General features: G+C 64.7%; 12 protein-coding genes. All 12 read left to right on the top strand.

Annotated elements, in window-relative coordinates; genetic code table 11:
- Positions 1-34 precede the first annotated feature (34 nt).
- The 12 genes from ABS772_RS21385 to ABS772_RS21330 all read left to right on the top strand — a co-directional run bounded on the left by ABS772_RS21385 (position 35) and on the right by ABS772_RS21330 (position 13,729).
- Complete coding sequence (locus ABS772_RS21385; RefSeq protein ID WP_350396772.1) at positions 35-1,102, top strand: AI-2E family transporter; 1,068 nt, start codon at positions 35-37, stop codon at positions 1,100-1,102.
- A gap of 262 nt (positions 1,103-1,364) precedes the next feature.
- Positions 1,365-1,886 (top strand): hypothetical protein, encoded by a 522-nt coding sequence (locus tag ABS772_RS21380; RefSeq protein WP_350396771.1) that lies wholly within the window; start codon positions 1,365-1,367, stop codon positions 1,884-1,886.
- A gap of 363 nt (positions 1,887-2,249) precedes the next feature.
- Positions 2,250-2,810: an HdeD family acid-resistance protein gene (locus ABS772_RS21375; protein ID WP_350396769.1), complete on the top strand. Its 561-nt coding sequence runs from the start codon at positions 2,250-2,252 to the stop codon at positions 2,808-2,810.
- A 681-nt stretch (positions 2,811-3,491) separates the two neighbouring features.
- The gene (locus ABS772_RS21370; protein ID WP_350396767.1) at positions 3,492-3,866 is read left to right on the top strand and encodes a PRC-barrel domain-containing protein; all 375 of its coding nucleotides are present in this window, start codon (positions 3,492-3,494) and stop codon (positions 3,864-3,866) included.
- Between the two features lie 261 nt (positions 3,867-4,127).
- A complete protein-coding gene (locus ABS772_RS21365; RefSeq protein WP_350396765.1) occupies positions 4,128-4,352 on the top strand; it encodes a hypothetical protein in 225 nt (74 codons plus the stop codon).
- A 74-nt stretch (positions 4,353-4,426) separates the two neighbouring features.
- Positions 4,427-5,431: a glutaminase A gene (gene glsA, locus ABS772_RS21360; RefSeq protein ID WP_350396764.1), complete on the top strand. Its 1,005-nt coding sequence runs from the start codon at positions 4,427-4,429 to the stop codon at positions 5,429-5,431.
- Positions 5,432-5,483: 52 nt separating this feature from the next.
- Complete coding sequence (locus tag ABS772_RS21355) at positions 5,484-7,169, top strand: MFS transporter (protein WP_350396763.1); 1,686 nt, start codon at positions 5,484-5,486, stop codon at positions 7,167-7,169.
- Positions 7,170-7,245: 76 nt separating this feature from the next.
- Positions 7,246-8,706 carry a metal-dependent hydrolase family protein gene (locus tag ABS772_RS21350; protein ID WP_350396762.1) on the top strand — a complete coding sequence of 487 codons (1,461 nt, stop codon included), beginning with the start codon at positions 7,246-7,248 and terminating at the stop codon, positions 8,704-8,706.
- 333 nt (positions 8,707-9,039) lie between these two features.
- A complete protein-coding gene (locus tag ABS772_RS21345; protein WP_350396761.1) occupies positions 9,040-10,683 on the top strand; it encodes a porin in 1,644 nt (547 codons plus the stop codon).
- Positions 10,684-10,989: 306 nt separating this feature from the next.
- Complete coding sequence (locus ABS772_RS21340) at positions 10,990-11,487, top strand: MarR family winged helix-turn-helix transcriptional regulator (protein WP_350396759.1); 498 nt, start codon at positions 10,990-10,992, stop codon at positions 11,485-11,487.
- On the top strand, positions 11,484-13,523 hold the full coding sequence (locus tag ABS772_RS21335; protein WP_350396758.1) for an FUSC family protein: 2,040 nt from the start codon (positions 11,484-11,486) through the stop codon (positions 13,521-13,523). Before ABS772_RS21340 ends, ABS772_RS21335 begins: the two co-directional genes overlap by 4 nt.
- Positions 13,520-13,729 carry a DUF1656 domain-containing protein gene (locus tag ABS772_RS21330; protein WP_238253961.1) on the top strand — a complete coding sequence of 70 codons (210 nt, stop codon included), beginning with the start codon at positions 13,520-13,522 and terminating at the stop codon, positions 13,727-13,729. Before ABS772_RS21335 ends, ABS772_RS21330 begins: the two co-directional genes overlap by 4 nt.
- Positions 13,730-13,760 lie beyond the last annotated feature (31 nt).

Raw genomic sequence — 13,760 nt, 5'->3', positions numbered from 1 at the left:
GGACCTCAGAGGGTGGGGGCAGGAGCGTGGCTCGATGATGACGGATCATGTGCTGCGGATCTCGGCCAGCATCCTTGCGTTGCTCGCGGTGCTCGCGGCCGCTTCCATCGCGGTGACCGTGTTTGCGCCGATGGCCTTCGCCCTCTTTTTGATTGCGCTCGTTTGGCCGCTCCAGCGCGGGCTTCAGGCGCGACTCCCGCGCCTCGTCGCCCTCGCTCTCACCATCACCGCGATAATCGTCGCGTTTCTGGGCTTCGCGGCGCTTGCCGCCTGGGCTTTCGGACGGGTCGCGCAATGGTTCATCGCCGATGCCGGCCGACTTCAATCCCTCTACGACCGGACGACCGCTTGGCTCGGCGAATATGGCATCGTGGTGGACGGTGTCTGGTCGGAGCACTTCAACGTCGGCTGGCTCATGCGCACCGCCCAAGGGCTGACGGGCAGAGTCAACACGACGGTGAGTTTCTGGGTCGTGGCGCTCGTCTACGTCATTCTCGGACTGCTCGAAGTCGATGAGGCGGCCCGGCGGATCGCCGCGCTCGACAGGCCCGGCCTCGCGCGCGTCCTCGTCGGCGGCACGGCCGAGACGGCGGTCAAGCTGCGCCGGTTCATGCTGGTGAGGACTGCGATGAGCCTCATCACAGGGCTGCTTGTCTGGGCTCTCGCAGTCGCCATCGGCCTGCGCTTCGCGGCGGAATGGGGTGTCATCGCCTTCGTCCTGAATTACATCCCTTTCGTCGGGCCCCTGATCGCGACCGTCTTCCCGACCATCTTCACCCTGGTGCAGTTCGAAAGCTGGAGCATGACGGCCGGCGTCTTCATTTGCCTCAATCTCATCCAGTTCGTCGTCGGCAGTGCTATCGAGCCGCGGGTATCGGGCAGCGCACTGGCCATGTCGCCGTTCGTTGTTCTCTTCGCGGTCTTCTTCTGGATGTATCTCTGGGGACTGGCGGGCGCCTTCATCGGCGTCCCCATTATGATCACCGTGTTGACCTTCTGCGACCAGCATCCGGAGACCCGCTGGATCCCAGGACTGCTTGGAAGTTTGAATCTGAAACCCGGAAGCGTCGAACGTACGGGAGTCGTCTCGCGCACCGGATGAGCGCCGTCTTCAATGCCGGATCTCGACACCGGAAACCGGTTCTCGCCGATGCCCTGAGGGCGACATGGGTCGCATGAGAGAGGCCAGACGCTGCAACCGCCGATCGTCGAAACCTCAGCGGCGACGGCGCAGTCATCGGTGCGTTCAGCGGCTTCTCAGATGTCAATGCTGAGATGCGCGCGAAAGGGCTAACGTCCTCACAGGAGGCACATCGCTCCAGTCGTTGGTCCCTGTTTCGTTCCGCCAAGCGAAGGAGGAAGGTATGGGAGTTGGGATCGCATCCGAACGTCGTCTTCTCTCTGAGGACGAGCTCGAGCGCATCAAGCTCAGTCATTATCCGGATCTGGGCAAACTCGAACAGGACGATGCCATCGCCTTGGCCAAGTGGCTGCGTGAGCGGCGTAACCGCGTTCGGGACATCGTCAGGACACGACGGCGTGCGCGGCGGGGTAAGGCTGACACAAGCGGCATCGGCTCGGCGGAGGCCAGTGAGCGGGGCCTTTCTGCCAAGAAGCAGGTGTTCGCCCGCGCCATCAGGCGGGTCAACGCCAAACTCGAACGCTTCCGGGTGAAGCGCCGTCGTGAGCAGATGCGCGCCAATCTCGGTGAGGCCTTGAGGCGTCGTCAGACCCGCCCCCGGCAACATCCGGCAACCGAGGAACGGCACAACGAGGGTATGCGGCCGATCGCCAACGAGAAGCGGTTTACGGAGTTGGAGCCGAGTCAGATCGGCCGCGTCTCGCAATCCGTCAAAGCGGCACAGGCCAAGCGCGACGCCGATTGAAGCCTTTTTCGGTTCATCACGACCCTATCCTGCGGCGGCGAAAACGCTTGCGGCCTCATCGGGCGTGACGGTGTCGAGGAAGCGCGCGATGGGCGAATGCAGCCTTGTTCGACGACGCGCTCGGCCGCTCTGCGCAGCAACGCTTGGGATCGGGAGCACTGCCGCGTCCGCCGGTTCCAGGGGTCATCGACCCCGAGACGCACTGTTCCGACCGCGGGAATTTCCTTCGTACCCCTCAGGTTTCACCCGATGGTCTGACCCGACGCGCGCCCATACCCTGCCATGAGCGGCGCGCGTCACCGCGGCGTCGGCTGGACCGCTCGATCTCGCTGAGACTCCGGGAATGTAACTTTGGAGTGAAGCATGAGCACCTTCACCGCCGGATCTCGGTCATCGAGCCTCGGCTCGTCCACACCGCCCATCTGGGCCCGCGTGCTGATCGGGGGCGTGCTGCTCTTGGCCGGACTGCTCGTCCTGGGTGACGTTGCCCTTGCGACGACCGTCAGCACGATCTTCATCGGTCTCATCGCTATCGGTGTGGGTGCGTTCGAAATCGGCCACGTCGTGTGGACGAAGGGCTGGGGCGGATATGTCTGGCAGGCCGGTCTGGGCCTGATCTATATCGGCTTAGGCATTGTCCTCGTGAGCCAGCCCGCGTCCGGCGCGGTGATCCTCACCTACGTCATAGGCTTGTTGTTTCTCCTGTCAGGGATTTTCCGCATCCTGTTCAGCATCAGCCACTGGAACGAAGTGGGTCTGATCATGTTCCTGGCGGGCTTGGTTGGGGTTTTGGCAGGATTTTTTATTCTGATGGGATTGCCGAAGACCGGGGTCTGGGTCCTGGGCCTCATCCTCGGTTTCGACTTGATCAGCCACGGCGTTGCTTGGTTGAGGTATGCCTGGGTATCGGGCGCCGACGCGTAGCCTGCCGCAGCGGGAACTCACGGATGCGGCTTCCTCTCAGGGATGATCCGGTGGCGCACCGGGAGTTTCCCCTCCTCGATCTCGGATTTCGCCCGGTATCAGCCGCGAGCGGCGCGGTCTAACCTTCCGTCGGTCGTCGAGATGGCCGGATGCCGTCTCATTGGCGTCGGCAGAGGCGCCCTTCCTTCATTCCGGTGCTGCGGGCTCAGATCAACGTTCAAGGCAGCGCTTGCTTGGCATCCGGAGAATACCGGTCTTCCCCATCGGAGTTCGATCATGCCTTTGCACCTGTCCCGGATGAGTAGCCGCCATGCCCTTCTTGCGGTGGCGATCCTCGGAGGAGCCATGTTCCTCACACCGAGCGGGCAGGCCGCTCCGGTTGGTCCGTCGACGATCGTGGTCCCACCGATGGACGGGTCCGGGATCCTGGAGGTTCGCCGACACTGGGCGCCCGGTTGGAGGCACCGCCGCTGGAAGGGTCCGCCACATTGGAGGCATCCGCATTGGCGCCGGCGCCACTGGCGCCGCTAGCGGGAAGAGCGAACCGTAGCCGTCGTCCGCCGGTCTCGCACGAGGGCATGACCCAGGATGTATCGGCCCAGGATGTCTTGGCCCAGGACGTCTTGGCCCAAAATGTCTTAACTGCGGCCGTCCTCGGAGCGCTCGATCAGGAGACGAGAGATGCGGACTGCAGCCCGTGCGTGGGAGTCCTTCGCAGCAGTCTTGCTTCTCGCCGGTTCGGTCCACGCCCGGGAAGTCCGATCCCATCGGATGGACAGAGCGGATTGGGCAGCCCAGATGACTGCCTCCTCCCTGCATGCGGCGCTTCGAGGCCGTCCCGTCCACGACGACGGCGGCAGACGGGTGGGACGTGTCTGGGACGTCCGGGTAGCGGAAGACCGAATGACGCCCGTCGCCGTCATCACGTTGCGGCGTCGCCTCGGAGGTGGGCGGACCGCCATACCTGTCGCCCTCCTCAAGCAGGTCGGCAACGACCTGACCATCCACGGTCACTACGGTGCGCGCCAGGTCATCCGGTCGCTGCCGCGCTTCTGATGTCCGCAGCGCAAGCCCCGCTTGCCCGACCTCATCCGGCAGCGGACGCAACGTGGCGTCTCGGGTTTTTCCTCAGCCAACCTCGGGTTTCACCCGATAGCAGAGGCTGCCGCGCCCGCCTAACCTGCACGACAACCGGAAGGCGCCACGCGGCTGCAGCGTGAAACCGGGGCTGCGCCTTCTCGTCCACGTCGTCGCGATGCTGCCCCGGAAGGCATCGCACGAGCGTACGTTGCCTCGAACGACAGGGAGTTTCCTTCGATGTGCAAGCTCTGGATGTTGCTCGTCGCGGGCATTGCCCTCGCCGGCCTGCCTCTCTCGACGATTCCCTGCTCTGCGGCTCCGATCGGTCCGTCCGCGCTTGTGGGAGCGGCCGGTCAGGCCCTCTCGAGCGCCAGGATGACGATCGGCCGCCCCAGGGCCCTCGAGAAGAAGCGGCGCATCAAGCACGAACGCATGAGGCAGGAACGGAAGCAGCGGTACTGATCGCTGTTCGGGATGGAGCCAAAGATGACTTCCGCCGAATCGCGGCGGGATCGAGGCTAAGGAGTCATCGTCCGATGCATGCTCCGACTCTGACTGCGGATTACATCGAGCACCCTTACATCTCGACCGGTCACCTGCCCGATGCAGGTCAAGTCCAAGACCTCGTCAACGAGGCCCATGCGCGTTTCAGGACGAACACCGATGGACAGAACTCACAGGTGTACCCGGCCCTCGCCAGGGTGCCGAGCGAGCTCTTCGGCATCTGCCTCGTAGGAACCAGCGGAAGAGTTTTCGCGGCCGGGGACACCGACCATGAATTCTCGATCATGAGCGTCTCGAAGCCGTTCATCTTCGCACTGATCTGTGAGGTGTACGGACCGGAGGTGTTAAGGAACAAGATCGGTGCCAACGCCACCGGCCTCGCCTTCAACTCGCTGGCCTCCATCGAGCGGGGAGACGGCGGGCGGACGAACCCGATGGTCAATGCGGGCGCGATCGCCGCGACCAGCTTGGCACCGGGGGCCACCTCCGAGGAGAAGTGGGCGTTCATCCATACCGGCCTCTCGCGCTTCGCCGGTCGGACCCTGTCCCTGAACGATGAGGTTTACGCTTCGGCCTCGGAGACGAACTTCCGCAACCGGAGCATCGCGAGGCTGCTCCAGAGCTTCGGCCGGATCTACTGCGATCCGAAGATGGCCACCGATCTCTATACGCGGCAATGCTCGCTAAACGTGAGCGCCAGGGATCTCGCCGTGATGGGCGCGACCCTGGCCGACGGTGGCGTCAATCCGCTGACCGGGGAGCGGGTCGTGGCCCCCTCCGTTTGCCATTACGCCCTGGCCGTCATGGCCATTGCCGGGCTTTACGAAACCTCGGGCGACTGGCTCTACGATATCGGCCTGCCGGGAAAGAGCGGCATCGGCGGCGGCATCGTCGCCGTCTCTCCGGGCAAGGGCGGCTTCGGTACGTTCGCGCCTCCCCTGGATGTCGCCGGCAACAGTGTCCGCGGGCAGCTGGCGGCGAAGTTCCTGTCGCAGAGCCTGGGCATGGACCTTTTCGTCTCGACCCCTGTGGTGTGAGGAGGCGCCACGTCAAAGGAGGCATGGCCCCTTCGTCGCTCGGAGCAAAGACATGTCGGTTGGATCTTCTCCGCAGGCCGCGATGCGTTTCGAGGCGCAGGCGTCGTGGGTGCCGATGATCGCCATCGCGCTCGGCCAGTCCTTGATGTCGTTCAACGTCGCCTCTTTGCCCGTCGCCTTGAGCGGCATGGTCGAAAGCTTCCGCGTGCCACCGACGACCGTAGCCACGGGGATCGTCATGTACTCGATGGCAGTCGCCGGCTTCGTCATGCTCGGGGCCAAGCTCAACCAACGCTTCGGCGCGCTGCAGGTCTTCCGGATCGTCATCGCCGTCTTTGGGCTGGCACAGGTCGTGATGACCTTCAGCCTCAACGCGACGATGATGCTTGCGGCGCAGGCGGCCTGCGGCGCGGCCGGGGCGGCGCTGGTGCCATCGCTCGTCGCCCTGATCGCGGAGAACTACCGCGGCACACAGCAGGCCACCGCCCTGGGTGCGCTCGGATCAGCCCGGGCCGGAGCCGGTGTCGCCGCGTTCATCATCGGCGGCGTGCTGGGAACCTATATCGGCTGGCGCCCCGCCTTCGGTTTCCTGATCGCCCTCTCGGCGCTGGTCTTCCTGCTGAGCTTCAGGCTCCGGCCGGATGCCGGGCGCCCCGACGTCAGAATCGATCTGGTCGGAGTCGCCCTTGCGGCCTCGGCCATCATCCTGATCGTCTTCGGCTTCAACAATCTCAACAGCTGGGGCCTCGGCGTGGCCCAACCGGCCGCTCCGTTCAATCTCTTCGGGTTCTCGCCGGCACCGGTCCTGATCGTTCTGGGAATCATCCTCGGGCAGGCCTTCCTGTCTTGGACCCGCAGGCGCGAGCGGGAGCGAAAGACGCCGTTGCTCGCGCTGGCCGTGATCGATTCCCGCAAAGAGCGCGCGGCCGTCTACGCGCTGTTCGCCGTGGTAGCGCTCGAGGCGATGCTCAACTTTTCGGTGCCCCTCTACATCCAGATCGTCCAGGGGCGGTCGCCGCTCGCCACGGCCGTCGCGATGATGCCGTTCAACCTGTCCGTCTTCTTCTCGGCGATGCTGATCGTCCGGTTCTACTCGAAACTGAACCCCCGGCAGATCGGCCGCTTCGGCTTCATCCTCTGCACCGTTGCGCTCCTGTGGCTCGCTTACGTCGTCCGCAACGACTGGAGCGAGTTGCCCGTGCTGATCGGCCTCGTCGTCTTCGGCATCGGCCAGGGATCTCTGGTGACCCTGCTGTTCAACGTGCTGGTCACGTCGTCGCCGAAGGAATTGGCCGGTGACGTGGGGTCCCTCCGGGGAACGACGCAGAACTTGGCGGCGGCGGTCGGGACGGCAGTCGCCGGCGCACTTCTCGTCGGCCTGCTCAGCGCCGGCATCTTTCGAAGCATCGCTGAAAACCCGCTGCTGCCGCCCGAGATTCAATCGCAGGTGAATCTCGATAGCATCAACTTCGTCAGCAACGATCGACTTCGCGAAGCGATGGCGAAGACATCGGCCTCGCCGGCGCAAGTCGATGAGGCCGTGCGCGTCAACACCGAAGCGCGCCTGCGCGCGCTGAAGATGGGACTGCTCATCATGGCTCTGGTCGCGTTGCTCTCAATCATCCCGGCCGCATGGCTCCCCGACTACCATCCGGGAGACCTTCCGGCCGATGCACCGGAGCCGGAAGCGCGGGACCATCGGCGAGCACCGATGACCCCGGCACCGCGTCCGAGCTGAGGTCGAAGGGGCACCGGATCAAGCGCCGACGATCTGAACTCCGCCACGCGGTTCGAAGTCGAACAGGGGAGAGCGCATGTTCACCTGCACGTCGGTGGCCGACACGCTCGTCGGCAGCGGTTGCCTATGCCACCGGCCCGACGCCCGGATCGCCATGGATCGCGTCGCCACCGCCTTCTCCCGGCGGGGGTTCCTGACGGGGATGGCAGCGTCGTTGGCGAGTCTCGGCTCCGGTGCCGAGGCGCAGGGAGCCCCGCGGGCGGTGCCGACGGAGCAGCCGCGACCGGTCCTGTTCACGAACATCCGCCTGTTCGACGGCGTTTCCCCCACCCTCCGCGAGGGCGTGCAGGTACTTGTCGCGGGAAGCCGCATCGAAGCCGTCCACCAGGGCGGCGTCGGCCCGGTCGAAGAGGCGCAAACGGTCGATGGGGCCGGATGCGTGTTGATGCCGGGCTTGATCGATGCCCACACCCACCTGATCTTTTCGACGGTCCCGCTGCAGCAGGCGATGACGGCGGACCCGAACTACCTGATGTTGCGCGCCGGCAGGGCCGCCGGCGAGATGCTGATGCGCGGCTTCACCTCGGTGCGTGACGTCGGCGGCCCCGTCTTCGGCCTCAAGCGGGCCATCGACGAGGGGACCATCGTCGGACCGCGTATCTGGCCCGCCGGTGCGATGATCTCGCAGACGTCCGGCCACGGAGACTTCCGCACGCTCCACGACCTGCCGCGGGCGAACAGCGATCCCGTTCATTTCACGGAACGCATCGGGGCCGCCGCCATCGCCGACGGAACCGCCGAGGTGCTTCGCCGGACGCGCGAACAGCTCTTCCTGGGTGCGAGCCAGATCAAGGTGATGGCCGGAGGAGGCGTCACCTCCGACCATGATCCGATCGACTCGACGCAATACACCGAGATCGAGTTGAGAGCCGCAGTCCAAGCGGCGGACGATTGGAACACCTACGTCACCGTCCATGCTTACACGCCGAAAGCGATCAAAGCCGCGATCAGGGTCGGCGTGAGATGCATCGAACACGGTCACCTCGCCGACGACGAGGCGGCGCAGCTGATGGCCGAGAAAGGTGTCTGGTGGAGTCTCCAACCCTTTCTCGATGACGAGGATGCGACGCCGTTTCCACCGGGCTCCTCCAATCGCGCGGCGCAAGTGAAGATTCTGACGGGGACGGACGATGCGTACCGATTGGCGATACAATACAAGATCAAGACGGCGTTCGGAACCGATATCCTCTTCTCGGCGAAAGTCGCCGCGCGACAAGGTGCTCAACTCGCCAAGCTGACGCGATGGTACAGTCCGGCGGAGCTGCTGTGCATGGCAACAGCCGGGAACGCGGAGCTTCTCGCCCTCTCAGGACCGCGCAGCCCCTATCCCGGCAAGCTCGGGGTCGTCGAGGGCGGAGCGCTCGCCGACCTTCTGCTGGTGGACGGCGATCCCCTGACCGAGACGGCGCTGATCGCGGAGACGAAGCGGATTCGCCTGATTATGAAAAATGGACAGATTTATAAGAACACGCTCTGAGGGACATGATGCTCAGCCGATCTCATCAGTGGCTTCGGCTGCCACATTTGCATGCGCAATGATTGATCTATGTCATCGATGCGTACTGCAGCTTTCGCGCAACACGTAAGAGATAACATTCGCCCGGCATCCGTTCTATTTGTATGAAAGGGCGCAGGCGTTTATATTGAAAATCACGGGATGCGGTAGTAAGAATATTTGCACAATTATATCATATGCTCTCGTTTCGCGTTTGGAACGGAGGAGGATATTAGCTCTCGAAGCGCATGCAAGATACATTTCTGGTGAAGCGACTCAATGCTTGCGTCCCGGACACCTTGATGGGAGTGCAAAATGAAGCTGGTCATAGGCATTTTGCTCGGCTCGTCGGCAGGATTGGCAGCCGCTGCCACGGGGCAAGCCGCCGATCTATCTCACAGAAATGCGGCTTCCATCGAGTATGTACGCACCTGCTCTGCTTATGGAGGTGGGTTCTTCTATATTCCGGGAACCGAAACCTGCCTCCAGATCTCGGGCCGGGCTCGATATGAAGCCGGGTACATGGCACCGGGCAGCCGGCAGGTCCCCGGCGCCGGCGATACATTTCAGTCCCGAGGTCAGTTGCGCATCAACTTCGATGCCCGCACCGAAACCGCGAACGGCACCCTGCGCGCCTTCCTCAGGGCCGATCTTGCCGACCGATCAGGTCCCTTCCTGGCTTCCGGGACACAACAGCGTATCGCGAATGCCTTCCCAGGCGTCGGCCAGGACACGTTCGGGCGGGTGCAAAACTTCGTCGTTGCCGATAAGGCCTTCGTGCAATTCGCGGGACTGACGGCCGGTCGCGCTTCGTCGTTCTTCGACTTCTACGCTCACGATTTCGAAATTGTCGGCGCGACGCTCGGCTCGAATGTCCCTTCCACCAACGTCCTCGCCTATACGGCGACCTTGAACGAAGATGTCAGTCTGACTCTGGCCATCGAAGATCCGATTTTTCGGAAGAATCCGCTCTATGCACAGACCGGTTCCCCTTCTCAGGGCATCGGCACCGCAGCAGTTTCGACCCAATTCACGACCGCTCCGACACCGGTTATCGTCTCGCGTGATGCTGCGGGTGCCGTTACCGGCGTGACCCAGATCGACGCGGTACAGCGCTCCCGCATGCCGGACTTCGTCAGCGCGTTGCGCTACGACGCGGCTTGGGGGTCTGCCCAAGTCTCGGCGGCGATGAAGGACATCAATGTTGGCGGCCCGCTCGGGGCAACCTTTCTCGACTCTTCCGCAGCCTCGCGCATTCCGACCGGCGCTTTTGTCGGTGCTCAGACCACCTATGGCTGGGCTCTGCAAGGCGGCCTGCAGGTGAATACCCCCTTTATTGCTCCAGGCGATTCTTTCTATCTGCAGGGTGCCTACGGCGAGGGCGCTGCTATCTACACCGGGTATACCGCCTTCAGCGGCACCTATACGAATCAGAGCGCGCCATTCGCGGGCGGCCTGTTCAGCCAGTGGCTCGCCGATGCGGTCGTGAGTCCGACCACGGGTCGCATCGAGTTGTCCAACAGCTTTACGGTGGTCGGTTCGTACCTCCATTACTGGGCCCCCGAATGGCGTTCCGCGTTTTTCGGCAGCTACGGGGAGATGCGCTTTCCATCTCATCTTCGACCAGAGTTATCCAGCATCGGCGTAGCCAGCGGCGCGCTGCAGAATGGAACGACGACCTATCCGACGGCCAATCTGATTACAGCCGCACCGGGAACATTCGGCTTCAGCCTCAACTCCGTTCTCCGTGACACGTACCAAGTCGTAACGGGCGCGAGTCTCATATGGTCCCCGGTAAAAGATCTCGATATCGGTGCCGAGGCTGTGTACAGCAAGGTCGGTCTTCTCAGTGGTCGTGCCCTCAGGGCAGACCGCAGCGCTCCGGCCGGCGCAAATATCTTCACGGTGACTCAACAGGACACGTTCCAAGCTCGCTTTCGCGTACAGCGTGATTTCTGAAGCGTATTCGAATGAAGCGAATCCCGGCGTTTCGAGAGAATGCGCGGTGAAACAATGACCCAGATGCTGGACTTGGCGCGCCGGATTGAGCAACCGAGACGCATCCCATGAACTCGGACTGACCTGTCGCCGCCCCTGCGGCGACCGCGTCGGTGCCCCTGCCTGACAGAAAGCCTGCCTGCATCGTTGCGATGAAGCCGCCTGGAAGCCAACGCCACTCTCGAATGGTTCCTTGCTAATTGATAGGATACTATCTATTTCAGAGCGGATCCTGGGGCCTTTCCCCGTCGATGAGGAAGAGGTCGGATGGCGGCCCAGAACCTCAGCCAGCTCTTGTTGACCTACACCCACGGGCTTCTTCTCTCCGGCCGGCAGTGGAGGCGTCTCGCCAACGCTCACGCGGAGGCGCACGGGGTCTCGGAGGCGAAGGCGCTGCCGCTGGTGCAGATCGGACGCCTGGGCGGCGAACCACGCCAGAACATCCTCGCAGAGGCTGTCGGCATCGAGGGTCCGTCGCTCGTGCGCCTCCTCGATCAGCTCGAGACGGCGGGTCTCGTCGTCCGAAAGGAAGACCCGACCGACCGTCGCGCCAAGATCCTGAGCCTCACCGCCACCGGACGTTCGGTGGTCGCGGGGATCGAGGCCGACCTCGACCGGTTGCGGAAGGCGGTATTCTCGAAGGTGAGCGCAGCCGACCTCGAAGCGAGCCTGCGGGTGTTCCAGGCGGTGCAGGATCATGTGGACCGCCCGTCCGAACCCCGTACCGCTCGGGACAAGGTCGCGCACGACGAGGCCGCGGAATGACCCTACCGGGCTGGCGCGACTGGGCCTTCTCGATGAAGACCTTCGGGGCCGGCATGCTGGCCCTGTTCCTGGCGTTCTGGATCGACCTTCCGAACCCTTACTGGGCGCTCGGCACCGTCTACATCACCAGCCAGGTGCTGGCCGGCGCCACCCGCTCCAAGGCACTCTACCGGGTGCTCGGAACCCTGCTCGGGGCCGTGGTCACGGTGGCCCTCGTGCCGAATCTCGTGAACGCCCCGGAACTCCTCACCCTCGCCATCGCGCTCTGGGTGGCGGGCTGTCTGTACTTCTCCCTGCTCGACCGCACTCCGCGAAGCTACCTGATGATGCTCGGCGGTTATACGGCGGCGCTGATCGGGTTCCCGTCCGTCGGCGCCCCCGAAACGATGTTCGATACCGCCGTGGCACGGGCCGAGGAGATCACCCTCGGTATTCTCTGCGCCAGCCTCGTCAACACGGTCGTGCTGCCGCAATCGGTGGCGCCCGTGATCGCCGGCCGGCTCGATCTCTGGCTGCGTGACGCCCGGGGCTGGGTCATCGACGTCCTCGGCCGTGCCCGCACGGCGGGGGACACGCAGGCGACGCGATTGAAGCTGGCCTCGGACGCCGTCGCCTTCGACGCGCTGGCGATGCCGCTGCGCTACGACATGACCGGTGCGGAGCGGTCGGCCGAGGCCATGGCGACCCTGCGCCAGCACATGCTGATGTTCCTGCCCATCGCCTCGGCGATCTCGGATCGCATCGAGACTCTGGAGCGTGCGCACGCGTTGCCGCAGCGCCTGCGCACGCTCCTCGACGATATGGCCGCCTGGCTCGTGTCGGGAACCACCGAGCGGGCTGAAGCCGACCGCCTGAAGGCCGCCGCGAACACCCTCGAACCCGAACTCGGCAAGCAACCGCCGTGGAATGCTCTGGTCCTCGCGAGCCTTCTGGCGCGCCTGCGCGACTTCATCGACTTGCGTCAGGACACACGGATCCTGCAGCGGCACCTTGCGGACGGCACTCCTGTCACCGAGGATCTGGCCTTCCGGTACACGGCCGCGGCGCGCGCGATCCGACATCGCGACCATGGCATGGCGCTGCTGTCGGCGATGGGCGTGTTTCTGACCATCCTGGTCACCTGCGCGATCTGGATCGCGACCGGATGGCCGCACGGGTCGGCCGCTCCGATGATGGCGGCGGTGGGATGCAGCTTCTTCGCGGCCCAGGACGACCCCGCGCCTTTCATCGTCAGCTTCGCCAACTCGGCCATCCTCGGCGCCCTCGGGGCGGGACTCTACCTCTTCGCGGTCCTGCCGCTGGCCACCACGTTCGAGATGCTGGTCCTGGCGTTGGCCCCGGCCCTCCTGACCTGCGGAGTCTTCATGGCGCAGCCGAAGACGGCGCCCCTGGCGATGGGCGCCGCGGTCAACGGCTCGGCCATGATCGCCCTCCAGGGAAGCTACACGGGCGACTTCGCCGCCTTTGCCAACTCCTCCGTCGCCGTCATCGTTGGGATGTGGGTCGCCGCCATCGTCACGCGCCTCATCCGCTCGGTCGGCGCCGATTGGTCGGCGCGGCGCCTGCGGGTCATCAACCGCCGCAGCCTCGCTCGCGCCGCCGAGCGCCAGGGCGCGCAGAACGGTCTCGAACTCGCGGCTCTGATGCTCGACCGGGTCGGCCTGATCGCACCGCGGCTGGCCGCCCTGCCGTCGGACGACGCGGAGTGGACGGCCGACCTCCTGGCCGAGGTCCGTGTCGGCATCAACATCGTGGAGCTGAGGCGCGACCGCCAACATTTGTCGAATCCGGCGCGGGAGGCCGTCGAGACTCTTCTCGGTGCGTTGTCGCGCCATTTCGGGGTCAAGGAGGAGCCCACCCCCGGCCTGCTCGACGCCATCGACGGGGCGCTCGATGCCGTATCTCTCGATGCGCGGCGGGCCCCCGGCCGGGCGGCGCTAATGGGGCTCGTCGGCATCCGGCGCGGCCTGTTCCCCGATGCGCCGCCCTATCGTCCGACCCTCCCTTCGACCACGCATCCAGAGCTCGCGGCATGAGGGGTGAACTCGACCTCTACGGTGTCTTCGTGCCGAGTCTGGCCGCCTGGATGCTGCTCGCCTTCGCCGTCAGCCTCGCCCTGAGGGGCGTGCTGGCCCGGACGGGGTTCTATCGCCTTGTCTGGCACCGGCCTCTGTTCGATCTCGCGCTCTACGTCGTGCTCCTCGGCATCGTCGTCTCCATCGCGGTGCCTTTCACCTCCTGATCGGCGGGCGTGTCCGGCTGCCCGGCTACGC

Source organism: Methylorubrum podarium (assembly GCF_040270385.1).
In the GTDB taxonomy this organism is placed as follows: Bacteria; Pseudomonadota; Alphaproteobacteria; order Rhizobiales; family Beijerinckiaceae; genus Methylobacterium; species Methylobacterium podarium.
This window is presented reverse-complemented; position numbering and strand designations above follow the sequence as displayed.

Bases quoted from the DNA above. Each gene is read 5' to 3' on its own strand.
- ABS772_RS21370 (WP_350396767.1), top strand. From the start codon at position 3,492: ATGCGGACTGCAGCCCGTGCGTGGGAGTCCTTCGCAGCAGTCTTGCTT.
- ABS772_RS21375 (WP_350396769.1), top strand. From the start codon at position 2,250: ATGAGCACCTTCACCGCCGGATCTCGGTCATCGAGCCTCGGCTCGTCC.
- glsA (WP_350396764.1), top strand. From the start codon at position 4,427: ATGCATGCTCCGACTCTGACTGCGGATTACATCGAGCACCCTTACATC.
- ABS772_RS21345 (WP_350396761.1), top strand. From the start codon at position 9,040: ATGAAGCTGGTCATAGGCATTTTGCTCGGCTCGTCGGCAGGATTGGCA.
- ABS772_RS21330 (WP_238253961.1), top strand. From the start codon at position 13,520: ATGAGGGGTGAACTCGACCTCTACGGTGTCTTCGTGCCGAGTCTGGCC.
- ABS772_RS21335 (WP_350396758.1), top strand. From the start codon at position 11,484: ATGACCCTACCGGGCTGGCGCGACTGGGCCTTCTCGATGAAGACCTTC.
- ABS772_RS21385 (WP_350396772.1), top strand. From the start codon at position 35: ATGATGACGGATCATGTGCTGCGGATCTCGGCCAGCATCCTTGCGTTG.
- ABS772_RS21350 (WP_350396762.1), top strand. From the start codon at position 7,246: ATGTTCACCTGCACGTCGGTGGCCGACACGCTCGTCGGCAGCGGTTGC.
- ABS772_RS21355 (WP_350396763.1), top strand. From the start codon at position 5,484: ATGTCGGTTGGATCTTCTCCGCAGGCCGCGATGCGTTTCGAGGCGCAG.
- ABS772_RS21380 (WP_350396771.1), top strand. From the start codon at position 1,365: ATGGGAGTTGGGATCGCATCCGAACGTCGTCTTCTCTCTGAGGACGAG.
- ABS772_RS21365 (WP_350396765.1), top strand. From the start codon at position 4,128: ATGTGCAAGCTCTGGATGTTGCTCGTCGCGGGCATTGCCCTCGCCGGC.
- ABS772_RS21340 (WP_350396759.1), top strand. From the start codon at position 10,990: ATGGCGGCCCAGAACCTCAGCCAGCTCTTGTTGACCTACACCCACGGG.